25 protein-coding genes are annotated in these 25,661 nt (G+C 68.4%); 20 read left to right on the top strand and 5 right to left on the bottom strand.

Translation table 11 applies throughout. From position 1 onward, the window contains the following. Positions 1–150: 150 nt before the first annotated feature. Both AC3A5T_RS12390 and AC3A5T_RS12385 read left to right on the top strand, forming a co-directional pair. Positions 151–900 (top strand): sulfurtransferase, encoded by a 750-nt coding sequence (locus AC3A5T_RS12390; RefSeq protein ID WP_487628834.1) that lies wholly within the window; start codon positions 151–153, stop codon positions 898–900. Continuing rightward, complete coding sequence (locus AC3A5T_RS12385) at positions 897–1,118, top strand: hypothetical protein (protein WP_332077451.1); 222 nt, start codon at positions 897–899, stop codon at positions 1,116–1,118. The genes AC3A5T_RS12390 and AC3A5T_RS12385 overlap by 4 nt, the downstream gene beginning before the upstream one ends. 52 nt (positions 1,119–1,170) lie before the next feature. On the opposite strand, the gene AC3A5T_RS12380 is transcribed toward AC3A5T_RS12385, so the two are convergent. Beyond that, entirely contained in the window at positions 1,171–1,926 is a 756-nt protein-coding gene (locus AC3A5T_RS12380) for a type 1 glutamine amidotransferase (protein WP_487628833.1), read from the bottom strand. Between the two features lie 209 nt (positions 1,927–2,135). After that, complete coding sequence (locus AC3A5T_RS12375) at positions 2,136–3,980, bottom strand: DEAD/DEAH box helicase (protein ID WP_487628832.1); 1,845 nt, start codon at positions 3,978–3,980, stop codon at positions 2,136–2,138. 212 nt (positions 3,981–4,192) lie between these two features. On the opposite strand from AC3A5T_RS12375, the gene AC3A5T_RS12370 reads away from it, so the two are divergent. The 4 genes from AC3A5T_RS12370 to AC3A5T_RS12355 all read left to right on the top strand — a co-directional run bounded on the left by AC3A5T_RS12370 (position 4,193) and on the right by AC3A5T_RS12355 (position 10,008). Next, a complete protein-coding gene (locus AC3A5T_RS12370) occupies positions 4,193–4,867 on the top strand; it encodes a glutathione S-transferase (protein WP_487628831.1) in 675 nt (224 codons plus the stop codon). Beyond that, complete coding sequence (locus AC3A5T_RS12365) at positions 4,864–6,456, top strand: protein adenylyltransferase SelO (RefSeq protein ID WP_487628830.1); 1,593 nt, start codon at positions 4,864–4,866, stop codon at positions 6,454–6,456. The genes AC3A5T_RS12370 and AC3A5T_RS12365 overlap by 4 nt, the downstream gene beginning before the upstream one ends. A gap of 276 nt (positions 6,457–6,732) precedes the next feature. After that, on the top strand, positions 6,733–8,619 hold the full coding sequence (locus AC3A5T_RS12360; RefSeq protein WP_487628829.1) for an ATP-binding cassette domain-containing protein: 1,887 nt from the start codon (positions 6,733–6,735) through the stop codon (positions 8,617–8,619). Positions 8,620–8,658: 39 nt separating this feature from the next. Further along, positions 8,659–10,008 carry an aminodeoxychorismate synthase component I gene (locus AC3A5T_RS12355; RefSeq protein ID WP_487628828.1) on the top strand — a complete coding sequence of 450 codons (1,350 nt, stop codon included), beginning with the start codon at positions 8,659–8,661 and terminating at the stop codon, positions 10,006–10,008. Positions 10,009–10,023: 15 nt separating this feature from the next. On the opposite strand, the gene AC3A5T_RS12350 is transcribed toward AC3A5T_RS12355, so the two are convergent. After that, a complete protein-coding gene (locus AC3A5T_RS12350) occupies positions 10,024–10,359 on the bottom strand; it encodes a hypothetical protein (protein ID WP_487628827.1) in 336 nt (111 codons plus the stop codon). A gap of 130 nt (positions 10,360–10,489) precedes the next feature. Here AC3A5T_RS12350 and mltG point away from each other — a divergent pair, with 130 nt between their 5' ends. From mltG to AC3A5T_RS12330, 4 genes are read left to right on the top strand one after another with little or no spacing between them, the layout of a single operon-like run. Then, complete coding sequence (mltG, locus tag AC3A5T_RS12345) at positions 10,490–11,668, top strand: endolytic transglycosylase MltG (protein WP_487628826.1); 1,179 nt, start codon at positions 10,490–10,492, stop codon at positions 11,666–11,668. After that, on the top strand, positions 11,665–12,306 hold the full coding sequence (gene tmk, locus AC3A5T_RS12340) for a dTMP kinase (protein WP_487628825.1): 642 nt from the start codon (positions 11,665–11,667) through the stop codon (positions 12,304–12,306). The genes mltG and tmk overlap by 4 nt, the downstream gene beginning before the upstream one ends. After that, on the top strand, positions 12,303–13,235 hold the full coding sequence (locus AC3A5T_RS12335) for a DNA polymerase III subunit delta' (RefSeq protein ID WP_487628824.1): 933 nt from the start codon (positions 12,303–12,305) through the stop codon (positions 13,233–13,235). Before tmk ends, AC3A5T_RS12335 begins: the two co-directional genes overlap by 4 nt. Before the next feature lie 22 nt (positions 13,236–13,257). After that, positions 13,258–13,617 (top strand): PilZ domain-containing protein, encoded by a 360-nt coding sequence (locus tag AC3A5T_RS12330; protein WP_332077440.1) that lies wholly within the window; start codon positions 13,258–13,260, stop codon positions 13,615–13,617. A 45-nt stretch (positions 13,618–13,662) separates the two neighbouring features. Here AC3A5T_RS12330 and AC3A5T_RS12325 read toward each other — a convergent pair whose 3' ends face one another. Continuing rightward, on the bottom strand, positions 13,663–13,926 hold the full coding sequence (locus AC3A5T_RS12325) for a hypothetical protein (protein WP_487628823.1): 264 nt from the start codon (positions 13,924–13,926) through the stop codon (positions 13,663–13,665). A 78-nt stretch (positions 13,927–14,004) separates the two neighbouring features. Between AC3A5T_RS12325 and AC3A5T_RS12320 the strand changes: the two genes are divergently transcribed. Beyond that, positions 14,005–14,586, top strand: coding sequence for a TetR/AcrR family transcriptional regulator (locus AC3A5T_RS12320; protein ID WP_487628822.1), 582 nt, complete (start codon positions 14,005–14,007; stop codon positions 14,584–14,586). 160 nt (positions 14,587–14,746) lie between these two features. On the opposite strand, the gene AC3A5T_RS12315 is transcribed toward AC3A5T_RS12320, so the two are convergent. Further along, a complete protein-coding gene (locus tag AC3A5T_RS12315) occupies positions 14,747–16,828 on the bottom strand; it encodes a 3-hydroxyacyl-CoA dehydrogenase NAD-binding domain-containing protein (RefSeq protein ID WP_487628821.1) in 2,082 nt (693 codons plus the stop codon). A gap of 276 nt (positions 16,829–17,104) precedes the next feature. Between AC3A5T_RS12315 and rpoE the strand changes: the two genes are divergently transcribed. From rpoE to AC3A5T_RS12270, 9 genes are all read left to right on the top strand, one after another. Then, complete coding sequence (gene rpoE / locus AC3A5T_RS12310; RefSeq protein ID WP_332077435.1) at positions 17,105–17,731, top strand: RNA polymerase sigma factor RpoE; 627 nt, start codon at positions 17,105–17,107, stop codon at positions 17,729–17,731. Further along, positions 17,728–18,678, top strand: coding sequence for a sigma-E factor negative regulatory protein (locus tag AC3A5T_RS12305; RefSeq protein ID WP_487628820.1), 951 nt, complete (start codon positions 17,728–17,730; stop codon positions 18,676–18,678). Before rpoE ends, AC3A5T_RS12305 begins: the two co-directional genes overlap by 4 nt. A gap of 97 nt (positions 18,679–18,775) precedes the next feature. Beyond that, positions 18,776–20,314, top strand: coding sequence for a Do family serine endopeptidase (locus AC3A5T_RS12300; RefSeq protein ID WP_487628976.1), 1,539 nt, complete (start codon positions 18,776–18,778; stop codon positions 20,312–20,314). A 190-nt stretch (positions 20,315–20,504) separates the two neighbouring features. Then, complete coding sequence (gene lepA, locus AC3A5T_RS12295) at positions 20,505–22,301, top strand: translation elongation factor 4 (protein ID WP_332077719.1); 1,797 nt, start codon at positions 20,505–20,507, stop codon at positions 22,299–22,301. Between the two features lie 60 nt (positions 22,302–22,361). After that, the gene (lepB, locus tag AC3A5T_RS12290; RefSeq protein ID WP_487628819.1) at positions 22,362–23,156 is read left to right on the top strand and encodes a signal peptidase I; all 795 of its coding nucleotides are present in this window, start codon (positions 22,362–22,364) and stop codon (positions 23,154–23,156) included. A gap of 28 nt (positions 23,157–23,184) precedes the next feature. Then, positions 23,185–23,565 carry a DUF4845 domain-containing protein gene (locus AC3A5T_RS12285; RefSeq protein WP_487628818.1) on the top strand — a complete coding sequence of 127 codons (381 nt, stop codon included), beginning with the start codon at positions 23,185–23,187 and terminating at the stop codon, positions 23,563–23,565. After that, on the top strand, positions 23,549–24,232 hold the full coding sequence (gene rnc / locus AC3A5T_RS12280; RefSeq protein WP_332077718.1) for a ribonuclease III: 684 nt from the start codon (positions 23,549–23,551) through the stop codon (positions 24,230–24,232). Before AC3A5T_RS12285 ends, rnc begins: the two co-directional genes overlap by 17 nt. Before the next feature lie 66 nt (positions 24,233–24,298). Continuing rightward, complete coding sequence (era, locus tag AC3A5T_RS12275; protein WP_332077430.1) at positions 24,299–25,204, top strand: GTPase Era; 906 nt, start codon at positions 24,299–24,301, stop codon at positions 25,202–25,204. 13 nt (positions 25,205–25,217) lie between these two features. After that, positions 25,218–25,655 (top strand): GFA family protein, encoded by a 438-nt coding sequence (locus AC3A5T_RS12270; protein ID WP_332077428.1) that lies wholly within the window; start codon positions 25,218–25,220, stop codon positions 25,653–25,655. The last annotated feature ends 6 nt before the right edge of the window (positions 25,656–25,661 follow it).

Below are 25,661 nucleotides of genomic sequence, written 5' to 3'. Positions count from 1 at the left end.
TCCGCGATCGTCGCATTTCCGTTTCGTGAGACGCCCTTGCGTATCTGTTGCGAGCCTTAATCTGAAGGTTCGCCCCCACCCGACCCTCCTCGCACGCGGGGGAGGGCTTCGGAGCAAAGGTCTGCTGCCGGCCCCGCTACAATTGCGCCCATGATCGACAACCTCGCCGCCTACCATTTCGTCGCCCTCGACGATCCGGACGCCGTCGCCGCGTGGCTGCATGCGTTGGCAGAGGCGGGTGGGCTGCGCGGGACGGTGCTGGTCGCGCCCGAGGGCATCAATCTCTTCCTTGCCGGCAGCATCGAAGCCATCGACACGCTGGTCGACACCGTGCGCAGCGATGCGCGGTTCGCGACGCTGCAGGTCAAGCGCAGCCGCAGTGAAGCGCTGCCGTTCGCCCGCCTCAAGGTCAAGGTCAAGCCGGAGATCATCAGCTTCCGCAGGCCAGAAGCCCTGCCGCTCGACGCGCCTGCACGCGCGCCGGATGTGGCGCCGGACACGCTGGCACGCTGGATCGCGCAGGGTCACGACGATGCCGGCAAGCGCCTGGTACTGCTCGATACGCGCAACCGGGAGGAGTTCGGCTTCGGCACCTTCGCCGATGCGCTGACGCTGCCGATCGACAACTTCACCGAACTGCCCGACGCGCTCGCCCCGCATCGCAACGACCTGCGCGATGCGACAGTCGTGAGTTTCTGCACCGGCGGCATCCGTTGCGAGAAGGCCGCGCTGTGGATGCGCGCCGACGGCATGGGCAATGTGCTGCAGCTCGACGGCGGCATCCTCGGCTACTTCGAGCAGGTCGGCGGATTCGGTTACGACGGACGCTGCTTCGTCTTCGACAACCGCGTCGCGCTCGATCCGCAACTGCACCCGCTGCGCGACGGCGTGCCCGCATGACCTGGCTCGGCTTCGTTCTCGTGATTCTCGGTATCTGGCTGGCCTTCAAGGTCGCCGGTGTGGTGCTGCGGCTGATCGTCACGGTGCTGATCGTGATCGCCGCCTACTGGTGGCTCGCGCCGGTGTTCGGCTGGCCGACGTTGGGCGAACTGTTCCACGTGCTGGGCCCCGACGTGCGTCTGCCTGACATGCCGATGCCGGAGATCAAGCTCCGCTGATCGCGTCGGGTCGGAGCGCGTTCCCACGGAAGACCTGCTTGGCCCGGATGCCTCAGCCGAATTCGCGGGACGGCAAGACGAAGCGCCTGTCCGGACGGCCGACGAGATCGAGAAAATTGTTGAATACCGCTTCGGCCTGCGCCTGCATCGGGGCGATGTGGGTCTGCGTGAGGGCGCGGATCGCGGCGTCGTCGTGCGGCAGGCCGGAGGACGCGAGCTCGTCGCGATAGGCGGGCGTCGCGAGCCAGCGTTCGATCAGCGGCGGGTCCATCTCCAGATGGAACTGGAAGCCGTAGGCATTGTCGGCGTAGCGGAAGGCCTGCTGCTCGCAGCTGTCGGTGCGTGCGAGATGCACGGCGCTCGACGGCACTTCGAAATGCCGGCCGTGCCACTGGAACACGGGCGACGTCGCGCCCAGCGGTGCGAGCACCGGATCGAGCCGGCCGGCATCGGTGGTCATCAGCGGATACCAGCCGATCTCGGGGCGTTCGATGCGTCGGACCGGCGCGCCGAGCACATGCGCGAGCAACTGCGCGCCCAGACAGATGCCGAGCACCGGACGACCGAGTTCGAGCATGCGTTCGATCGCACGCAACTCGGTCAGCAGATGCGGTCGCACATCGCGCTCTTCGACATTCATCGGCCCGCCGAGCACGACCAGACCGCGATAGCGGTCCACGCTCGGTTGCGCATCGGGCTCGCGTTCGAAATTGACGAAGCGGATGCGGTGCCCGCGCCGGCGGATCAGCGGATCGAGCGTGCCCAGCGGTTCGGCCGCGACGTGCTGGAAGACGAGGATGCGGGACATCTTTCGATTCTAAACAGCGGAACGGTCGCGCTGCGAAACAACGCAGAACGCAGTCCTTCATCCCAGCGGGCACGTCTGGTCACGCTGGGAACTCCACTTCGATCTCGAGCTTCGTCGTGAAAGATCGGAATGGGCCCCAGCGTCCGCTGGGGCGACGCGCAGCTCTACTGACGTCTTACAACCTCACGCCCTGACGGCGCCGCGACGCCTCAGCGCGGATCGCGACGCGGCGGACCCTTGCGCGGGCCGCCCGGCTTGAAACCACCGGGCTTGTGACCCGGCGGCTTCGCACCGAAGGGACGCTTGGCGCGCGGCGGGGCCGCGGTCATGTCGGCGTCTTCGGCGCGGCGGATGCGGATCGGCTGGCCGCCGACACGCACCTTCTTCAAGTGCTCGAGCAGCTCGCGCGGCATGCCTTCCGGCAGGTCGACCAGGCTGTAGTCGTCGCGGATGTCGATGCGGCCGATGAACTTGCTCTCAAGATCCGCTTCGTTGGCGATCGCGCCGACGATGTTGCCCGGCTGCACACCGTGCACGTAGCCGACTTCGATGCGGAAAGTCTCCATGCCGACGTCCGGATCACGCGGACCGGTGTCGGGGCGCGGCGCACGCGGTTCGCGGGGCTCACGCGGCTCGCGCGCGCTACGCGAGGCCTCGCGGCCACCCGGACGTTCGACGAACTCGCGCTCGAACGCGGGCTTCTCCGGCTTGCGCGGCGGCTCGAGCAGCAGCGGCGTGTCGCCCTGGACCACCTTGGCCAGCGCAGCGGCGATCTCGGCCGCGGGCACATTGTGCTCGCGCTCGTAGCGTTCGATCAGCTCGCGGAACATGCCCAGCTCGCTGCTGCCCAGCGCGGTGGTGATCTTCTCGAGGAACTTGGACACGCGCGCTTCGTTGACGGTCTCGACGCTCGGCAGCTGCATCTGCTCGATCTTCTGCCGCGTCGCGCGTTCGATCGCGCCGAGCATGCCGCGCTCGCGCGGGGCCACGAACAGGATCGCCTCGCCACTGCGACCGGCGCGGCCGGTGCGGCCGATGCGGTGCACGTAGCTCTCGGTGTCGTAGGGAATGTCGTAGTTCAGCACGTGGCTGATGCGGTCGACGTCCAGGCCGCGCGCGGCGACATCGGTCGCCACCAGCACGTCGAGTCGGCCGTCCTTGAGGTTCTGGATCGCACGCTCGCGCTGCTTCTGGTCGAGATCGCCGTTGATCGCCGCGGCCGACAGGCCCCGCGCCGAGAGCTTCTGCGCCAGCTCCTCGGTCGCCAGCTTGGTGCGCGCGAAGATGATCATCGCGTCGAAGGGCTCGGCCTCGAGGATGCGCGTCAGCGCGTCGAGCTTGTTGACGCCGCTCACCATCCAGTAGCGCTGGCGGATGTTGGCGGCCGTCGTCGTGGTCGCCTTGATCGCGATCTCGACGGGATTCTTCAGATAGGTCTGGGCGATGCGCTTGATCTGGCTCGGCATCGTCGCCGAGAACAGCGCGACCTGGCGCGTGTCCGGGGTCTTCTTCAGCACCGCCTCGACGTCGTCGATAAAGCCCATGCGCAGCATCTCGTCGGCTTCGTCGAGCACCAGGGCGCGCAGTTCGGACAGATCCAGCGAGCCGCGCTCGAGGTGGTCGATCACGCGGCCGGGCGTGCCGACGATCACCTGCACGCCGCGCTTGAGCGCGCTCAGCTGCTGGGCGTAGCCTTGGCCGCCGTAGATCGGCAGCACGTGGAAGCCGGGCATGAACGCCGCGTACTTCTGGAACGCCTCGGCCACCTGGATCGCCAGTTCACGCGTCGGCGCGAGCACCAGCGCCTGCGGCTTGCGCTGGGCGGGATCGATGCGCGCCAGCACGGGCAGCGCGAACGCGGCCGTCTTGCCGGTACCGGTCTGCGCCTGGCCCAGCAGATCGCGGCCTTCGAGCAGCGGTGGAATGGTCGCGGCCTGGATCGGCGACGGCGACTCGTAACCGACGGCGGTCAGCGCGCGCAGCAGGGTCTCGGGCAGAGCGAGATCGGTGAACTTGGGGGTCTCGGCAGCGGTGATGGGCGACTCGGCGCTCATGGTTCGGTCTCTTAGCGCCGGCGCAGCCGGTCGGGGAACCGCATAGTGTAGCGGGCGGCCCGCGACGCCGCAGTCGCGCGGTAAGGGATTCCACGACGCCGATGGCTGGCGTTCACCTGCGGGAACGGATGCGGAAGACGGTGCACCAGCGCACTTCGGTCCGGGCGATACCGCCCCCATCATGACCCGATTCCGCTCCGAGTCCGCCCCCCATGATCCGCGTGCACCACCTGAACAACTCGCGCTCGCAGCGCGTGCTCTGGCTGCTAGAAGAATTGGGCCAGCCCTACGAAGTGGTACGCTACGCCCGCGATCCCAAGACCATGCTGGCGCCGCAGGCGCTGCGCGACGTGCATCCGCTGGGCAAGTCGCCGGTGGTCGAGATGGACGGGCGTCGCCTGGTCGAGTCGGGCGCGATCATCGAGGCGCTGGTCGAGCGTTTCGATACCGATCATGCGCTGTCGCCGGCCCCCGACGACGAGGACGAGCGCCTGCGCTATCGCCAGTGGCTGCACTACGCCGAAGGTTCCGCGATGCCGCCGCTGCTGCTGTCGCTGGTGTTCGGGCGTCTGCGCACTGCGCCGATGCCGTTCTTCGTCAAGCCGATCGCCCGCGGCATCGCCGACAAGGCCATGCAGCGTTTCGTCGGCCCGCAGTTGACGACGCATCTGCAATACATCGAGCGCGAACTCGGCGCCTACCAGTGGTTCGCCAGCGACCGCTTCACCGCGGCCGATATCCAGATGAGTTTTCCGCTGGAAGCGGCTGTGGTGCGCGCCGCCGATCGCGTGGGTCCGAACATCCGCCGCTTCGTCGAGCGCATCCACGCGCGGCCGGCCTATCAGCGGGCGCTGGAAGCGGGCGGCCCGTTCGAGCTGGGGCGATGACCGGGACCGCCCCGGCGTCCGTGCCGCTCGCGCATGCGCTGAGGTTCGACAACCGCTTCGTCCACGCATTGCCGGGTGACGCCGAAGCCGGTGGGCGCCGTCGACAGGTGGAGAGAGCGCTGTGGTCGCCCGTGTTGCCGACGCCGGTCGCAGCGCCGCGCCTGCTGGCGTACTCGGCGGAGATGGTGGATGCGCTCGGCTTCGATGCCGACACCGTTGCATCGCCCGCATTCGCAGCGGTGTTCGGCGGCAATGCGCTGACGTCCGGCATGCGCCCGTACGCCTCGAACTACGGCGGCCACCAGTTCGGCCACTGGGCGGGGCAGCTCGGAGACGGCCGCGCGATCACGCTGGGCGAGGGCGTCGCCGCCGACGGCCGACGCTGGGAACTGCAGCTCAAGGGCGCCGGCCCGACGCCGTATTCGCGCACCGCCGACGGCCGCGCGGTGCTGCGATCGTCCGTGCGCGAGTTCCTGTGCAGCGAAGCGATGCACCATCTGGGCGTGCCGACAACGCGGGCGCTGTCGCTGGTCGGCACCGGCGACGCCGTGGTCCGCGATATGTTCTACGACGGCAACGCGGCGCCGGAGCCCGGCGCGATCGTCTGCCGGGTCGCGCCTTCGTTCATCCGGTTCGGTCACTTCGAACTGCCGTCCGCGCGCGGCGATACCGCGCTGTTGCGGCAGCTCGTGGACTTCACCATCGCCCGCGATTTCCCGCATCTGACGGGCGAGGGCGAGGCGCTGTACGCCGACTGGTTCGCCGAGGTCTGCACGCGCACCGCAGCGATGATCGCCGGCTGGATGCGCGTCGGCTTCGTGCACGGCGTCATGAACACCGACAACATGTCGATCCTGGGATTGACGATCGACTACGGCCCCTACGGCTGGGTCGACGACTACGATCCGGACTGGACGCCCAACACCACCGACGCGCAGGGGCGCCGCTACCGCTTCGGCTGGCAGCCGCGTGTCGCGCACTGGAATCTCGGACGTCTGGCGCAGGCACTGGCGCCGTTGTTCGGCGATGTCGCGCCCTTGCAGGCCGGACTGGATGCGTATGCGGCGACGTACGCGCAGCTGGATCGCGAGACCATCGCCGCGAAACTCGGCCTGCCCGAGTGCCGCGACGACGATGTCGAACGCATGCAGCGGCTGCACGGTTTGCTGCAGGCCGGCGAGGTCGACATGACGCTGTGCTTCCGCGGGCTCGCGGATCTCGACGCCGAGGCGCCGTCGCTGGACGTCGTGGCGGATGCGTTCTACGACGCTGCGAAACGCGCCCAGGTGCAGGGCGAATTCGACGTCTGGCTCGGCGGTTACGCTTCGCGCTTGCGGGAGGCGGGCGAGTCCAGCGACGTGAGGCGCGCGCGGATGCACGCGGCCAATCCGCGCTTCGTGATGCGCAACTATCTCGCGCAGCAGGCGATTGACCGCGCGGAAGCCGGCGATCCGTCCGGCATCGTCGAGCTGCTCGATGTCATGCGTCGGCCGTATGACGAACAGCCCGGACGCGCCGCATTCGCCGGCAAGCGGCCGGACTGGGCGCGGACGAAGGCGGGCTGTTCGATGCTGTCGTGCAGTTCCTGATGCGTTGACGTTCCGCCGCAGGCGGGAAGCGTCCGTCTCTCTCCCTCGGGGAGAGGGGCGGACCATCGGCGGATGCCAATGGTGGCGTGATAGTTGGGGCTTTCTCAGCGGGCCGCCTTTTTTCCGGTCGGCGAATGCGCGTGCCCTCACCCCAACCCCTCTCCCGAAGGGAGAGGGGCTCGAAACACCGCGCGAGTTAAAGCGCAACACCGCTCAAGTCCACTGTCGTCGCTCCGGACCCGCATCCGATCAGCGCCGACCCGCTAGAATGGCGGGATGCCTTTGATGACCTTGAATGACGTCGACTACAGCGTCGGCGGACCCTTGCTGCTGGACGGCGTCGAGCTTTCGATCGAACGCGGCGAGCGGATTGCGCTGATCGGCCGCAACGGCGCCGGCAAGTCCACGCTGATGCGCCTGATCGATGGCGAGCTGAAACCCGACGACGGCGAGATCCGCCGCGAGCAGGGCGTGCGCGTGACGCGGCTCGAGCAGGAAGTGCCGGCCGGCGCGGACGGCAGTGTGTACGACGTCGTCGCAGGCGGGCTCGGCGATGCTGGCGCGGCGCTGGCCGAATACCACCGTCTGCTGCATGCGGAAGACTACGACGCGCTCGCCGATGTGCAGGCGCGGGTCGAGGCACTCGATGGCTGGCGCATCGACCAGCGCGTGACCGAAGTGCTCGAACGGCTGCAGCTCGACGGCGATGCGGCGTTCACCAAGCTCTCGGGCGGCATGAAGCGACGCGTGCTGCTGGCGCGCGCGGTCGTGTCGGCGCCCGACATCCTGCTGCTCGACGAGCCCACCAACCATCTCGACATCGCCGCGATCGACTGGCTCGAAGGCTTCCTCAAGCAGTGGCCCGGCGCGCTGGTGTTCGTGACCCACGACCGGCGTTTCCTGCGCGCACTCGCCACGCGGATCGTCGAGATCGAGCGCGGCGCGCTGACCAGTTGGCCCGGCGACTGGGACAACTACGTGCGTCGCCGCGAAGAACGCCTGCACGCCGAAGCCCAGGAGCAACAGCGCTTCGACAAGATGCTGGCGCAGGAGGAAGTCTGGATCCGGCAGGGCATCAAGGCACGCCGTACCCGGGACGAAGGTCGTGTTCGGCGGCTCAAGGCGATGCGCCTGGAGCGCAGCCAGCGTCGTGACCTGACGGGCAACGTGCGCATGGCCGCCGCGTCGGCGAATGCGTCGGGCAAGAAGGTCGTCGAGATGCAGGACGTCTCGTTCTCGTTCGGCGAGCGCACGCTCATCGAGAACTTCTCGACGACGATCTTCCGCGGCGACCGCATCGGCCTGATCGGCGCCAACGGCACCGGCAAGACGACGCTGCTGAAACTTCTGCTCGGCGAACTGCAGCCGCAGGCGGGCGAGGTCAAGACCGGCACCCAGCTGCAGATCGCGTACTTCGACCAGTACCGCGCGACGCTGCGCGAAGACTGGAACGCGCTGGAGAACGTGGCCGAAGGCCAGGATTTCGTCGAGATCAACGGCACGCGCAAGCACGTGATCGGCTATCTGCAGGATTTCCTGTTCACGCCTGAACGCGCGCGCGCGCCGATCACCCGTCTGTCGGGCGGCGAGCGCAACCGCCTGCTGCTGGCCAAGCTGTTCGCCCAGCCGTCGAACCTGCTGGTGATGGACGAACCGACCAACGATCTCGACGTCGAAACGCTGGAGCTGCTCGAAGAGCTGCTGGGCGAGTATCCCGGTACGCTGCTGCTGGTCAGCCACGACCGCGACTTCCTCGACAACGTGGTGACCTCGACGCTGGTGATGGAAGGCGAGGGCCGTGTCGGCGAGTACATCGGTGGTTACGAGGACTGGCTGCGCCAGCGTCCGCAGCCGGGTGCCGCGTTGCCGGGCACGACGCTCGCGCCGAAGGCTGCCGTCACGGCCGCGGCAACTGCTGCACCGTCGACACCGACCCCGGTCGCCAAGCGCAAGCTCAGCTACAAGGATCAGCGCGAACTCGAACAGCTGCCGCTGCGCATCGAGCAGCTCGAAGGTGACATCGCGCGCATGACCGACGAGATGAACACACCCGCGTTCTATCAGCGCGACGCCGAGGCCATCGCCGCTCACGGGCAGCAACTGCAGGACACGCAGACGGCGCTGGATGCGGCCTATCTGCGCTGGACCGAACTCGACGCCTGATCGCTGCCGCCGCGTCAGCGGCCCACTGGAAACGTCGCCGTGCTGATCACCTGTCCGCTGCCTGCCGAGACCGACCTGCTGGCGCTGCAACGCGCGGCGCCTGCGCGTCATCCGTTGCTGCTGCAGTCGGTCGCGCACGGCACCGCGCATGCGCGCTGGGATCTGCTGCTGGCGACGGATGGCACGCGCCTGCAGCTGGACGTCGACGGCGTCACCCGCGATGCGACGGGCGCGGCGGTCCACGGCGATTTTCTCGCGGCGCTCGATGCCGCCTGGTCGGACCTGCGCATGCCGCGCGACGAACCGCGCTGGCCGTTCCGCGGCGGCTGGGCGCTGTATCTGGGATACGAGCTCGCGGCGCAGGTGGAGCCGGTGCTGGATTTGCCGCCCGCTGTCGGCGGCCTGCCGGTCGCGGTGGCTTGGCGGTGTCCGGCGGCAGTGCTGCGTGATCACGCGACGGGGGAGTGCATCGCGGTCGCCGAAGCCGGTGCCGATACGCTGCTTGCCGAACTCGTCGCGGCGGCGGGCGCGACGGTTGCGGCATCCCCGGCGTGGCATCCGCCCGAAATGCTCGACGAAGACACGCCTGCGCGGTTCACCGATGGCGTGGGCCGGGTGCTCGATTACCTCGCCGCCGGCGATGTGTTCCAGGCGAACCTGTCGCGCGGCTGGCAGGCGCGTTTCGACGGCGCGCTCGATCCGGCGGCGTTGTACGCACGTCTGCGCGAACACAATCCCGCGCCGTTCGCCGGCCTGTTGCAGGGCGAGGGCTGGGCGGTGGCGAGTGCGTCGCCGGAACGGCTGGTCTCGGTGCGTGGCGATCTGGTCGAAACGCGCCCGATCGCAGGTACCCGCGCGCGCTTCGACGGCGACGACGACGCGGCGCGCGTGCAGGAGCTCGTCGGCCATCCGAAGGAACGCGCCGAGCACGTGATGCTGGTCGATCTCGAGCGCAATGACCTGGGCCGCGTCTGCGTGCCGGGCAGTGTGGAAGTCGACGAGCTGATGTGCGTGGAGAGCTACGCGCACGTCCATCACATCGTCAGCAACGTCCGCGGGCGGCTGCGCGCCGATGCGACGCCGGGCCGCACGATCGCCGCGGTATTCCCGGGCGGCACGATCACCGGCTGTCCCAAGGTGCGCTGCATGCAGATCATCGCCGAGCTCGAAGGGCAGGGCCGTGGCGCCTACACCGGCGCGATGGGCTGGCTGAACCGCGATGGCGATCTCGACCTCAACATCCTGATCCGCAGCGCGGAAGTCGAAGGCGGCACCGCGCGCTTCCGCACCGGCGCCGGCATCGTCGCCGACTCCGATCCGGATCGCGAACTCGAAGAAACCCGGGCCAAGGCCCGCGGCACGCTGCGCGCGCTCGGCGTCTCCGGCTGATCGCGCCGCCCGGCCTCAGTCGATCCGCGCCATCGCACGCAGCCTCGGTTCGCCTTCGCCGACGCCCTCCGGGTCGGTGCGCAGCCCGTTCTCGTAACCGCCGCCGCTGCCCGAATACAGCAGCCACACCGGGCTCTCGTTGCGCAGCACGTCGAGCGCGTTGTGGAAGTCGTCGAGGTGGTAATGCAGGGACGGCGCAGTGCCCTGGATGGCATCCTCGGGCAGCGCTTCGCCGTTGGCGTGGAAGACCAGCTGGCCGATCGAACCGCTGTCGCCGTGCAGCCAGATGCGCGGCGGGAAACGGTTGGCCGAGTACATCACCTGGTAACCGGTGATCCGGGTCTGCTGCATGACGGGCTCCGCGCGCATGGGATGTGCCGTCTGACACGGGGGAAGTCACGCGCAGCGGCCATGCATTGCATGGTCGTCCGCCGGCCACGGTATCCTGCACGCCCTCCCGCATCGACGGCCCACGCCGCCCATGACCGAATCCGCACCGCCACGTCCCCGTCGCCGCATCGGCAAGATCCTGCTGGGTGGGCTCGTGATCGTCGCGCTGCTGGCCGGTCTCACTGCCTGGTTCCTGCACGCGCGCTACACCCGCTTCGCGGACGCGCCGCTGGCCGGCCTGTCGACCGACGGTACGCTGGTGGTCGCACGCGGCGATTCGTTCCAGCGCGTGCTCGGTCGCCTGCGCGAGGCCGGCGCGGTGGAGGGGCACGAACTCGAATGGCGCCTGCTGGCGCGCGAGCTGGGCGCCGATGCGCGCATCCAGGTCGGCGAGTATCCGCTCGACCCGACGACCACGCCGCGCGATCTGCTGGTGCGCATGCGCGACGGCAAGGTCATCCATCACCGCTTCACGATCGTCGAAGGCTGGAACATCCGCGAGCTGCGCGCCGCGCTCGGCCGCGCACAGCCGCTGGTGCAGACGCTGCAGGACATCGACGACGCGGCGCTGATGGACGCGCTCGGCAAGCCCGGCGTGCATCCCGAAGGCCGGTTCCTGCCAGAGACGTATCTCTACACCACCGGCGACAGCGACGTGGACCTGCTGCGCCGCGCGAACACCGCGCTGGAAACCGCGGTCGATCGTGCCTGGGAATCGCGCGCCGACGGCCTGGAATTGCGTGACCGCGAGCAGGTGCTGGTGCTGGCCTCGATCATCGAGAAGGAGACCGGCATCGCCGAAGAGCGTCCGGCGATCTCGGGCGTGTTCAACCGCCGGTTGAAGATCGGCATGCGCCTGCAGACCGATCCGACCGTGATCTACGGCATGGGCACCGCCTACGGCGGCAACATCCGCCGCAGCGATCTGCAGACCGACACGCCGTACAACACCTATACCCGTGACGGCCTGCCGCCGACGCCGATCGCGATGGCCGGTGCCGCAGCGATCCACGCCGCGACGCATCCCGAAGACGGCAATGCACTGTATTTCGTCGCAGTTGGCGACGGCAGCGGCCGCCATGTGTTCTCGCCGACCTACGCCGCGCACAACGTCGCGGTTCGCGAATACGTGCGCCGTTACCGCTCCAAATTCGGCAGCGGCGACGCCAGCAGCGGCAATGCGGCCGAAGCGGCGGCAGGCGGTGAAGCCGCGCCGCCGAACGAGGTGGAAGTCGAAGCCGCCACCGGCGCAGCGGACGACGGCGCGTGAGCGCACTCCGCACGTTTCCGCGTTTCGTGACGATCGAAGGCGGCGAGGGCGCCGGCAAGACCACCGTGCTGCGCGCCCTGCGCGATGCGCTGGCGGCGGACGGCGACGAAGTGGTGTGCACCCGCGAGCCGGGTGGCACGCCGCTGGCCGAACTCATCCGTGGCCTGCTGCTCGATCCCGGCCACGAACCCGCGCGGCCGGACACCGAGCTGCTGCTGATGTTCGCCGCGCGTGCCCAGCATGTGCAGGAGACGATCTTGCCTGCGCTCGAACGCGGCGCCTGGGTGATCAGCGACCGCTTTACCGATTCCAGTTTTGCCTACCAGGGCGGCGGCCGCGGCATCGATCCGGCGCGCATTGCCGCGCTCGAAGCGGCGCACGTCGGCATCGCGCCGGCGATCACGCTGCTGCTCGATCTCGGCGTGGCCCAGGGTCGCGAACGTGCGCGTGGACGCGATGCGTCTCCCGATCGTATCGAGGCCGAGCAGGACGCATTCTTCGAGCGCGTGCGCAGTGCGTTTCTCGCCCGCGCGCAGGCCGAACCGCAGCGCATCCGCGTCATCGACGCGACGCGCAGCGCCGATGTCGTCGCCGCGGACGCCGTACAGGCGCTGCAGGCGGCGCGGGCCGTCGCATGAGCGCGCAGCCCGCATTCGCACCCTGGCAGGCGCGCATCCACGACCAGGTGCGCGCTGCGCTCGACAGCGGCCGGCTCGGCCATGCGCTGCTGTTCTGCGGGCCGGCGCGTCTGGGCAAGCGCGCGGTCGCCGATGCGCTCGCCGCGCACGTGCTCGGTCTGGATCGCGAAGTGCGCAGCGCGCAACTGCTCGCGGCCGGCACGCATCCCGATTTCCACAGCGTCTCGTTCGTGCCGACCAAGGACGGCACCAGGCTGCGCACCGAAATCGTCATCGACCAGATCCGCGAGCTGTCGGCGAAACTGTCGCTGACGCCGCAGTACGGCAGCGCGCAGGTCGCGATCGTCGATCCGGCCGATGCGGTCAACACGTCCGCCTGCAACGCGCTGCTGAAAACGCTGGAAGAGCCGCAGCCCGGCCGCCACCTGTGGCTGGTGGCCGCCAATCCGCTGCGCCTGCCGGCGACGATCCGCAGCCGCTGCCAGCGCATCGAGTTCCGCCTGCCGCCGCGCGAGGAAGCGCTGGCCTGGCTCGCGGGGCGCGGCCATCGCGAGGCGGACGCGGTCGAAGCGCTCGATGCCGCGCGCGGGCATCCCGGTCTCGCCGCCGAATGGCTCGACGGTGGCGGCATGGCGCTGCGTCGCGAAGTCGCCAAGGATCTCGCCGGGGTGGCGAAGGGCGAACTGCCGGTCGTCGCCACCGCGCAGCGCTGGGCCAATGGCGACGATGCGGCCGAACGCGTCGCGCATGCCGCCGATCTCGCGCTCGCGCGTGCATCCGGCTTGACCGATGTCACGGGAATCGGGAAGCTGGCCGCGTGGTTCGACGCCGCCAACCGCACCCGTGATCTGCTCAGGACCACGGTGCGCGCCGATCTCGCCATCGCCGAGCTGCTGCTGGCCTGGCGCGGTACCGTCGCCCGCAACTGACTTCTTCGCTGGAAACCGATCCATGAGCGCAACCGCTGCTGGGGCACGTCAGGGCATCCTGTCGCTCGCCGTCAAGGACAAGGCCGCGCTGTACAACGCGTACATGTCGTACCTCAAGCACGGCGGCATCTTCGTGCCGACGCCGAAGCGCTATTTCCTCGGCGACGAGGTGTTCCTGCTGCTGACGCTGCCCGAATCCAGCGATCGCCTGCCGACTGCCGGCAAGGTGGTGTGGGTGACGCCGGCCGGCGCGCAGGGCAACCGCACCGCGGGTGTCGGCGTGCAGTTCGCCGAGACGCCGGAAGGCGAGGCGGTCAAGAACCGGATCGAGACGTTGCTCGCCGGCACGCTGCAATCCGAGAAGTCGACCCACACGATGTGAGTCCGTCGCCCGCGTCGCGCGGGCGTCTCGTCGCGACGGATGCGCTCAGCGCGCGTCCTCGAGCATCGCGCGAAGGGCGGGATGCCGGATGTCCATGACGTCGAACAGACCCGCTGCGCGCAGATACACGGCGCGGCGCAGCAGTTCGTCTTCGTAACCGCGGCGCAGGACTTCGTCGTCCTCTTCGTCGATCGCCAGCCGCGCGAGTTCGGTGAATTCCTCGATCCAGCCCAGGGCCGCATAGGCATCCGGCACGGCCGGTTGCACCCGTGGCAGCGCGAGTCTGGGCGGATTCGGACGGGCTTGCATGCGGACTTCCTTCAGGCGAACTAAACCGACTGGACGGTATAGTCTAGAATCCCGGTTCCTTCGTCAAGACGCGCGCCCATGACCACCCGCAAGCCCCGCAGCGACGCCCGCGCCCGCATCCTCGATGCGGCGCTCGCCGTTTCCGATCGCGTCGGCGCCGCGCACCTGACCCTCGACGCCGTGGCCGCGGAGGCCGGCGTCAGCAAGGGCGGCCTGCTGTACCACTTCGCGAGCAAGGACCTGTTGCTCAAGGGCGTGGTCGAGCACCACATGGACCAGCACCATCGCGATCTGGAGATGGCCGAGACGATGTTCCCGGCTAATCCGGGCGGCTACCTGCAGGCGTTCGTGCACGCCCAGCGCCAGGGACTGGAGGCCAAGCGGCTGCATGGCCCGAAGGCAACCCAGTCTTTCATCGCCGCGGCGGTCAATACGCCCGAGTTGATGGATTCGCCGCGGCAGTACGCCGCCACGCATGCCGCGCGCCTGCGCGAACTGGGCCCGGATTTCGTCGAAGCGCTGCTGGTCACGCTCGCGTTCGACGGCCTGTTCTTCGGCGACGCGTTCGAGATGCTCGATCTGACGGCTTCAGAGCGCGACGCGCTGATCGCCGCGCTGGAATCGCGCGCCGCGGCGCTGGCGACGCGGCATTCGGACTGACCGTCGGACGGATTCCAGGATGGGATGCATCGGTGGGCGCGCGCTTGCGCGCGTGCGGGACTTCGGAAAATACCCATCGCGCCCAAGCGCGCATCCACAGGAAAGTGTCGGATCAGATGCCCCATGGCCGCGTCATCGAACGCGGCCGTCGTGACCTGATTCACGCCGTACGCGGCACCGGCTGCAGCGCCGGATTGTCCCATCCCGGACGCGGTGCGAAGCGGTCGCCGTGGCGCGCCTGCAGGGTGCGCAGGCGTTCGACGATGACGTCGGCGCCGGTCTCGCGGATGTACTGGATCGGGCCACCGCGGAACGGCGCGAAGCCGGTGCCGAAGATCACGCCCGCATCGAGCAGATCCGCATCGGCGACCACGCCGTCGTGCAGCGCGGCGACGGCCTCGTTGAGCAGCGGCAGGATCAGGCGGTCCTGCAGATCCTCCGGCGCCTTGTAGTCCTTCGGCAGTTCGGGCTTCTGCGCCTTGCCTTCGACCCAGGTGTAGAGACCCTGGCCATCCTTCTTGCCGCGCTGGCCCGGTTCGGGTGGCGTGGCGAGCGAGGCGGGAATCCGCAGGCCGAGGAACGGCGCGAGTTCCTGGCCGACGCCGGAGGCGACATCCAGACCCACGGTGTCGATCAGCTCGATCGGGCCCATCGGCATGCCGAAGTCGACTGCAGCCTTGTCGATCGCCTTGCCCGGAATGCCTTCGGCGTAGGCGCTCGCGGCTTCGAGCATGTACGGGAAGAGCAGGCGGTTGACCAGGAAGCCCGGTGTGCCGGCAACCGGGACGGGCAGCTTGTCGATGGCCTTGCAGAACGCGGCCAGACGCTGCGCGGTGACCTCGTCGACACCGTCGTGGTGGACGATCTCGACCAGCGGCATCGACGCGACCGGATTGAAGTAGTGCAGGCCGGCGAACTGGCCCGGACGCTGCACGCCGGTGCGCAGTTCGTCGAGCGGAATCGACGAGGTGTTCGTCGTCAGCAGCGCATCGACCGGCAAGCGCGGCTCGACATCGGCATAGAGGCTGCGCTTGGCCTCGGCGTTCTCGACGATCGCCTCGATCACCAGATCGGCATCGGCGATGCCGGTGCCGGCGAGATCGGAGCGCAGGCGCGCGGCGACTTCGGGGCGCTTGGCCGGATCCTTGACCTTCTTCTCGAACAGCGTCGCGGCGCGGGCCTGCGCCTTGTCGATGAACTGCTGTTCGCGGTCCTGCAGGGTGACGTCGAAGCCCTTGCAGGCCGACCACGCCGCGATGTCGCCGCCCATGACGCCGGCGCCGACCACGTGCACGCGGCGGATCGGTGCCTGACCGCTCGCGGCCTTGCCGCCGAGGCCCTTGAGGCGCTCCATCAGGAAGAACACGCGGGTGAGGTTGCGTGCGGTCGGTGTGCCGGCGAGCTTGACCACCGACTTGCGTTCCGCCGCCAGCAGACTGCGCGTGTCGCCCGACGCGCGGCGCCAGGTTTCGATCATCGCGTAGGGCGCGGGGTAGTGCTGCTTCTTCGCCTTGCGCGCGACCTGCTTGACCAGCACCGGCGCCAGCGCCTGGCGCACCGGCCAGATGTTCGTCGCCCAGCCCAGGAAGCGCTGCTTGAACGGGCGCGTCGTGCCCTTGCGCGCGAGTGCGATCGCCGCATCGACCAGCAGTGCCGGCTCGACCACCTTGTCGACCAGGCCGATGCCGCGCGCGGCCTTCGCCGACAGCGCGCGACCGGTCAGCATCATGTCGAACGCAGCCGGCGCACCGACCAGTCGCGGCAGGCGCACGCTGCCGCCCCAGCCCGGATAGATGCCGAGCTTGACCTCGGGCAGACCGATCTTCGTCGACGGATCGTCGCTGGCGACGCGGTAGTCGCAGGCCAGCGAAATCTCCGTGCCGCCGCCCATGCAGAAACCGTGGATCGCCGCGACCGTGGGGCAGGGCAGCTCGGCCAGGCGCTGGAACGTCATCTGGCCGCGGCGGATCGAATCGCCGATCGTGCCCTTGGCGTCGAAGGCCTGGAACTCGCGGATGTCGGCGCCGGCGATGAAGCCCTTGGCCTTGGCCGAGCGGATGACCAGCGCCTTGGGCGGATCGAGCGCAAGGCGTTCGAGCAGGGCGTCGAGTTCGATCAGCACGTCCTGCGCGAATGTGTTGACCGATTCGTTGGCGCGGTCGAAGGACAGCACGAGCACACCGTCTTCGCGCGGCTCGGCTTGCCAATGACTGAAGCGAAGCCCGTCGAGGCCTGCGAACATACGGCACCATTCTTGAAGGTATGGGGGATCCGCCTATGATCCCGAGGTTGCTTCCACGCCGTCAAATCGGCGCTTGAAAGTGGCGTTTGAATCGAGCGCCGCGTGCGGGATCGAACGGGAGGCGCCCTGACGACTTGCAGGGCGCGGGCGCCGCCCCAAGACATGCAGCACGGTGACGCGGCGACGATGCCACACCGCCTGTGACGGAACTTTTCGCGCAGTGACCTGTCACAACTACCCGAGCCAGGCCGGGTGTCCCCAAGGAGATCCGGCCCGATGGTCGAAGAGCACGACAGCCAGGAGCGGATTCAACTGGACGAGGAACTGGTCAAGCGGGTGCAGGCGGGCGACACCGCGGCGTTCGATCTGCTGGTACGCAAGTACCAGCACCGGATCGCGGCGTTGATCGGCCGTTACGTGTCCGACTGGAGCGAAGTACAGGACGTCGCCCAGGAAACCTTCATCCGCGCCTACCGCGCGTTGGGGAACTTCCGCGGCGATGCGCAGTTCTACACCTGGCTGCACCGGATCGCGGTCAACACGGCCAAGAACCATCTGGTCGCGCACAACCGCCGGCCGCCGACCGACGACATCGATGTCGAGGACGCCGAGCATTTCGACAGCGGCATCCGTCTGCGCGACAGTGATACGCCCGAGCGTGAACTGATGCGCCAGCAGCTGGAACAAACGGTGATGCGCGCGGTCGAAGCATTGCCCGAGGAACTCCGGGTCGCGATCAACCTGCGCGAAGTCGACGGTCTGAGCTACGACGAGATCGCCGAACGCATGGGGTGCCCGATCGGCACCGTCCGCTCCCGGATCTTCCGGGCGCGAGAAGCGATCGATCGCGAACTGCGACCTTTGATGGACAACGAAAGACAAGTGGAGCGCGTGACCCGATGAACACTGCCGACGACATCGACACCCTGCAGATCGGCCCCGACCCCGACAAGCTCGAGCGGTTCCACCGCCAGCAGCTGTCGACGATGCTCGATGGCGAGCTGTCGCAGGACCAGGCGCGCTTCCTGCGCCGCCGGCTCGAGCACGATGCGGAACTGTCCGGCTGCTTCGAGCGCTGGCAGGTCTGCGGCGATGTTTTGCGGGGCCGTCAGGTCTCGCTGCTGCCGCCCGATTTCGCCGACCGCATCGCGCGCGGCATTGCGGCCGGCGACGTGGTGATCGCACCGGTCGCGACGGCGAAGCGTCCGCGTCTGTTGCGCTGGGGCGGTGGCGCCGCGCTGGCGGCATCGGTCGCTCTGGTGGCGCTGTTCGTGGGCCGTCCGGGTGCGTCTTTCGACGATGCGGACGACGTGCTGCCGATGGTCGCCGACGCGGCGCCCATCGCGCCGGTCACGCCCGGTGCCCACGATGCGACCGCCGATGCGTCCGCGCTCGTGTCGGCATCGCCGCTCGAAGCCACCGCGGCAGTCGCCGGCGCCGCCGCGCTGGCAGTCGCAGAAGTGCCGCGTCGCGGCAATGGCGATCGCGCCTCGCGCGGCCAGTCACAGCGCGCCGCGCTGCGCAATACGCAGACGCGTCAGGCGTCGGAATCCCGCATGGTCGCGTCCGCTGCGCCGCCGCGGCCGGTCGCCACGAATGACGCGATCGCGTCGCGTGCGCCGACGTCTGCGACGGTGATCGCGACCGGTCTTCCGGAAGCGCCCGCGGTGTCGCGTCCCTGGCCGAAGGCCTCGTCCTTGTCGGCCAACAGCAGCTTCTCGGTGCGCTACGGCGATGCCTTCGCCGCACCGTCTTGGGGGGCGCCGCAGGCGTCGGCCAGCAACGTGCTGCCGAGCTTTCCGGTCGACCCCGCCGATGCCGCGCGGCCGCAATTGCGCGCGGTGCCCTGAGCCGTTCCGGTCCGCCTTCTGACGCGATGCGCGGCCACTTGATGGCCGCTGCATCGTGTCGCATCGCACATCCCCCTCAGAGTCCGCCATGTCCTCGATGAAGAAATCCCTGCTCGCGGTGTCGCTCGTCGCCGTACTTTCGGCCGGCACCACTGCCTTCCTGCTGCCCAACGCCACCGCGCAATCCGGCGCGCAGACCCCGGCCGATGCCGCGGCCAGCGTGTCGTCGACCCCCGAAGCGCCGCTGGTCTCGGGTCTTCCCGACTTCACCCGTCTGGTCGAGCGCGTGGCGCCGGCCGTGGTCAGCATCGAATCGACGATCGGCGCGCGACAGACGCGCGGTCAGCAGATGCCCGACGACGCGCAGATCCCCGAGATCTTCCGCCGCTTCTTCGGCCCGGGTTTCGAAATGCCGGGCGGTCCGGGTGGTCCGGGCCGTGGCGGCGCCGTGCCCCGCGGCACCTCGATGGGCACAGGTTTCATCATCTCGGCCGATGGCTATCTGTTGACCAACCACCACGTCGTCGACGGCGCGGAAGAGGTCAAGGTGCGGTTGTCGGACCGCCGCGAGTTCACCGCCAAGGTCGTCGGCAGCGATGCCGAATCGGACGTCGCGGTGCTCAAGATCGATGCGACCGGCCTGCCGACGCTGCGCTTCGGCAACGGTGCGAGCGTGAAGCCGGGCCAGTGGGCGGTCGCGATCGGCTCGCCGTTTGGATTCGAGCAGTCGGTGACCGCCGGCATCGTCAGCGCCGTGGCGCGTTCCAACCAGTACGCCGACCAGCGCTACGTGCCCTTTATCCAGACCGACGTGCCGATCAACCAGGGCAATTCGGGCGGTCCGCTGCTCAATGTATCGGGCGAGGTGATCGGCATCAACTCGCAGATCTTCAGCAACTCCGGCGGCTACATGGGCGTGAGTTTCGCGATTCCGATCGATCTCGCGGCGAACGTGGCCGAACAGATCAAGAAGACCGGCAGCGTGCAGCGGGGTTCGCTCGGCGTGCAGGTGTCCAATGTCACCTCGGAAGCCGCGGCCGGTTTCAAGCTGCCCGACACCAAGGGTGCGCTGGTGCAGGAAGTGCTGCCGGGCAGTCCGGCGCAGCGTGCGGGTATCGAGCCCGGCGACGTGATCCGCGCCGTCGACGGCACCGAGATCGTCGCGTCGAGCGAACTGCCGCCGCTGGTCGGTGGCAAGACGCCGGGCACCAAGGTGCGCATGCGCATCCTGCGCGAAGGCCGCACGCGCGACTTCGACGTCACCCTGACCGCGCTCGATTCGGCGACGGCGAGCACGACGACGCGGGGCGAACCGGCGCCTGCATCGGCGGCGAGCGGCAACCCGCTGGGCATCACCGGCCGTGATCTCGACGCCGCCCAGCGGCGCCAGTTCGGGCTCGCCGGTGATGAAGGCGTCCTCGTCGCCAGCGCCGGCCGCGGCCCGGCGGCGAACGCCGGCATCACCCAGGGCGACGTGATCCTGCGCGTCGGTCGCACGCCGGTGGGCAGCGCGGCCGCGCTCGACCGGGCGCTGCAGAGCGTCAAGCCGGGCGATACGGTGATGCTGCTGGTCCGCGGACGCGGCGGCGCGACCCAGTACCGCGCGATCACCGTGTCGGAGACCGCCGAACGCTGATCAATCGCTTCAACGATGCGACATCCACGGCCCGCGCATTCCGCGGGCCGTCTTCGTATGCGGGCGGGCCGGCGTGGTGAACGGCGCACCCGTCCCGATCCGCCGGCCGCGTGCGACGCGGGCGCTGTGCGATAATCGCCCGTTACCTTTTCGACGACGGCCCGGCCGCCGCCCAATGACCCACGATCCGATGCGGAACATCCGCAACTTCTCCATCATCGCCCACGTCGACCACGGCAAGTCGACGCTCGCCGATCGCATCATCCAGATCTGTGGCGGCCTCCAGGCGCGCGAGATGGAAGCGCAGGTGCTCGACTCGAATCCGATCGAGCGCGAGCGCGGCATCACGATCAAGGCGCAGTCGGTGTCGCTGCCTTACAAGGCGCGCGACGGGCAGACCTACCATCTGAACTTCATCGACACGCCCGGGCACGTCGACTTCTCCTACGAGGTCAGCCGCTCGCTGGCCGCGTGCGAAGGCGCGCTGCTGGTCGTCGACGCGGCACAAGGCGTGGAAGCGCAGTCGGTCGCCAACTGCTACACGGCGATCGAGCAGGGTCTGGAAGTGATTCCGGTGCTCAACAAGATCGACCTGCCGACGGCCGACATCGAAAAGGCCAAGGCCGAGATCGAAGCGGTGATCGGCATCGACGCCGAAGACGCGGTCGCGGTGAGCGCCAAGACCGGCCTCAACGTGGAGGAGGTGCTCGAGGCGATCGTGCATCGCATCCCGCCGCCGAAGCCGCGCGACACCGATCGTCTGCAGGCGCTGATCATCGACTCCTGGTTCGACAATTACTTGGGCGTGGTGTCGCTGGTGCGCGTGATGCAGGGCGAGATCACGCCCAAGAGCAAGATCCTGGTGATGTCGACCGGACGCACGCACGACGTCGACAAGGTCGGCGTGTTCACGCCCAAGCGCAAGGAACTGCCGGCACTGCGCGCGGGCGAGGTGGGCTGGATCACCGCGTCGATCAAAGACGTCCATGGCGCGCCGGTCGGCGACACGCTGACCCTGGCCGCGAAGCCCGCCGAGACGCCGCTGGCCGGTTTCCAGGAAATGCAGCCGCGCGTGTTCGCGGGCCTGTTTCCGGTCAATGCCGAGGATTTCCCGGATCTGCGAGAAGCGCTCGACAAGTTGCGCCTCAACGATGCCGCGCTGCGCTTCGAACCCGAAAGTTCGGAAGCCATGGGCTTCGGTTTCCGCTGCGGCTTTCTCGGCATGCTGCACATGGAAATCGTGCAGGAGCGTCTGGAACGCGAGTACGACCTCGACCTGATCAGCACCGCGCCGACGGTGATCTACGAGGTGCTCAAGACCGACGGCGAGGTCATGCCGCTGGACAACCCGGCCAAGTTGCCGCAGGCGAACCTGATCCAGGAAGTGCGCGAGCCCATCATCCGCGCCAACATCCTCACGCCCGAGGCCTACATCGGCGCGATCATCAAGCTCTGCGAAGACAAGCGCGGTATGCAGATCGGCATCCAGTACCTCGCCAGCCAGGTGCAGATCAGCTACGAACTGCCGATGGCCGAGGTGGTGCTCGACTTCTTCGACAAGCTGAAATCCGCCAGCCGCGGCTACGCCTCGCTGGATTATCACTTCGTGCGTTTCGACGCCGGCCCGTTCGTGCGCGTGGACACGCTGATCAACGGCGACAAGGTCGACGCGCTGTCGCTGATCGTGCATCGCAGCCACGCCGATCGCCGCGGCCGCGAGCTGACCGAGAAGATGAAGGATCTGATTCCGCGCCAGCAGTTCGACGTGGCCATCCAGGCCGCGATCGGCGCCCAGGTCATCGCCCGCACGACGGTCAAGGCACTGCGCAAGAACGTGCTGGCCAAGTGTTACGGCGGCGACATCTCGCGCAAGAAGAAGCTTCTGGAAAAGCAGAAGGAAGGCAAGAAGCGCATGAAGCAGGTCGGCCGCGTGGAGATCCCGCAGGAAGCCTTCCTGGCGGTGCTGAGCACGTCGCGCGAGTCCTGATTCGTGTTTTCATAGCGGCGGCCCAGCGCGGCCGTCCGATCCCGTGTCCGAGGATGCTGCATGAAATGGTTTGAGACCGCCCTGGTCGTGCTGACGCTGCTCACCGGCGTCATCTGGCTGCTCGACAAGCTGGTGCTGGCCAAGGCGCGCGCGCGCCGCGCCGGACTGCTCGAGGAGAAGGAACCGATCGTCGTCGATTACGCGAAGGCGTTCTTCCCGGTGCTGTTCGTCGTGCTGATCCTGCGCAGCTTCGTCTCCGAGCCGTTCCGCATTCCGTCCAGCTCGATGATGCCGACCCTGCTGATCGGCGATTTCATCCTGGTCAACAAGTTCGCCTACGGCATCCGTCTGCCGATCACCAACAAGAAAATCATCGACATCGGCGAGCCGGTGCGTGGTGACGTGGTGGTGTTCCGCCCGCCCCAGCATCCCGACCAGGACTGGATCAAGCGTGTGATCGGCCTGCCGGGCGACACGGTCGAGTTCCGCGACAACCAGGTGTTCGTCAACGGCACCCCGTTCGAGTACCAGCGCGTGGGCACCTACGAGGGCGTGGGCCGCGGCGCGGAGATGACCGGCGCCTCGCTCATGACCGAGCAGATGCCCGGCCGCAGCCACCAGATCCTGCACATCGACCAGGCCGCGCCCTTCCATCTGGGCGAGGGCACGTTCCACGTGCCGCAGGGCCATTATTTCGTCATGGGCGACAACCGTGACCGCAGCGATGACGGGCGCTTCTGGGGTACGCTTCCCGAGACCCAACTGCGCGGCAAGGCGTTCCTGATCTGGATGAACGTCGATACCGCCGCGCCGGGCTGGGTCGACTGGGGAAGGATCGGTCAGGGCATCAAGTGACCAACGGCATCGGCTCGAGGGGACGTCCATGAAACGCACGCAACGCGGCATCACCCTGCTGGGATTCATCATCGTCCTGGCAGTTGTCGGCTTCTTCGCCTATGTCGGCATGAAGCTGTTTCCGATGTATTCGGAGTACTACAGCGTCAAGGCCGCGCTCAAGGGGCTGGCCAGCGAGCCGGGCACCGCCGCCTCCGACCCGGCCCGTATCCAGGACCTGTTCTTCCGCCGGCTGTACATCAGCTACTCGGAGAACGTGAAGCCCGAGAACGTGAAGATCCGCCGTGCCGACAACGGCTGGCAGATGGACGTGCAGTACGAAGTGCGTCGTCCGCTGGTGTTCAACCTCGACGTCGTGGGCAAGTTCCACGCGACCCAGACGCTGACCCGTGGTGGCGACGGAATTTGACCGTCAGCAGGGTCGGTTCGCCGGGCACGTCTTCCGTGATCCCGAGCTGCTGATCCAGGCGCTGACGCATCGCAGTGCCGGCGCCCCGCACAACGAACGTCTGGAGTTCCTCGGCGACGCCGTGCTCGGTGCGCTGGTCGCCGAGTCGCTCTATGCCCGCTGGCCGAATGCCGACGAAGGCACGTTGACGCGTGCCCGCGCGGAACTGGTGCGCGAGTCCTCGCTGGCCGCGGTCGCGCGTGAACTCGATCTCGGCGCCCGTCTGGTGCTGGGCCCGGGTGAACTCAAGTCTGGCGGTCACCGGCGCGACTCGATCCTGTCCGACGCGCTCGAAGCGGTGATCGCGGCGGTCTATCTCGACGCGGGTCTCGACACCTGCCGCGAGGTGGTGTTGCCGTTGTTCGAGAAGACCATGGTCGCGCTGGCCAGCGGCCGCGTTTCCAAGGACGCCAAGACACGTCTGCAGGAATGGCTGCAGGGGCGGCAGAAGGCACTTCCGGTGTATGAGCTGCTGTCGGAAAGTGGCGAGGAGCACGCCAAGACCTTCCTCGTGCGCTGCGCGCTCAACGATGCCGGCCTGGCCGCCGAGGGGCAGGGCAGTTCGCGCCGTGCGGCCGAACAGCAGGCCGCCGAAGCGGTCATGGGCCTGCTTGAAGCGCCGGGCTGAGCCGCGCGCAACGCCCCTCAGAACGCTGCCTGCATCGCGCCAGCGGCATTTCCGTAGAATGCGGACATGACCGAACCCCATACCACGCCCCACCATGCCGGCTACGTCGCCGTCATCGGCCGACCCAATGTCGGCAAGTCCACCCTGGTCAACGCCCTCGTCGGCGCCAAGGTGAGCATCGTCTCCAACCGTCCGCAGACCACGCGTCACCGCCTGCTGGGCATCGCGACGTTCCCGGAAGGCCAGCTGCTGCTGGTCGACACCCCCGGCATCCATCACGAGCAGAAGCGCGCGATGAACCGGATCATGAACCGCGCGGCGCGCGGCGCGCTGGAAGGCGTCGACGTGGCGCTGCTGGTCGTCGTCGCCGGCCGCTGGGACGACGAGGACAGCCTCGCGTTCGACACGCTGCACGAGGCCGGCGTGCCGGTGGTGCTGGTCGTCAACCAGGTCGACAAGATCAAGGACAAGACGCTGCTGCTGCCGTATCTGCAGAAGGTGACCGAAGGCCGTGACTTCGCCGGCGTCGTGCCGCTGTCGGCGCTCAAGCGCAAGGGTCTCGAACAGTTGAAGTCGACCGTGCTGCCGCTGGTGCCGGAGCAGGACGCACTCTTCGCCGAAGACGAGATCACCGACAAGAGCCAGCGCTTTCTGGCCGGTGAACTGGTGCGCGAGCAGCTGATGCGCCAGCTCGGCAACGAGCTGCCGTACGCGACCACGGTCGAGATCGAAAGCTTCGCCCTCGATGGCCGGATGCTGCGCATCGGCGCGGTGATCTGGGTGGAGCGCGAGGGCCAGAAGGCCATCGTCATCGGCAAGGCCGGCAGCCGGCTCAAGGACATGAGCACCAAGGCGCGCATGGGCATGGAGCGTCTGTTCGACGCCAAGGTGTTCCTGGAAACCTGGGTGCGCGTGCGTGAGGGCTGGTCCGACGACGAGGCGGCGCTCAAGGCGCTCGGTTACGGCGAGTAGGAGGGGCGCGCGCATGAGCGGATCCATCGACAGCGCCGACCGTCTGCACGGGCACTGCCTGTGCGGCGGCGTCACGCTCAGCGTGCCGGCGACGACGCACGCCGTACACGCCTGCCACTGCGGCGCGTGCCGTCGCTGGCACGGCGGTCCCGCGATGGTGCTGCAGGCCGGCGACGATGTGCGCATCGAAACCGGCGATGCGCTGGTGCGCCGGTTCGCATCGTCGGACTGGGCCGAGCGCGCGTTCTGCAGCGCCTGCGGCAGCAGCCTGTTTTTTCTCAGCACCGGCGACGGCCAGCACTTCGTGGCCGCCGGTCTGTTCGATGCGATTCCCGGTGCGCGGTTCGAAGCCGAAATCTTCATCGACGCCAAACCCCATTGGTATGCGCTGACAGGCTCGGACGAGCAGTTGACCGGCGAGGCGTTCCTGGCCCGGATCGGCGCCGGCTGACGCCGC

The organism is Luteimonas sp. Soil_C_16 (assembly GCF_057657295.1).
This window is presented reverse-complemented; position numbering and strand designations above follow the sequence as displayed.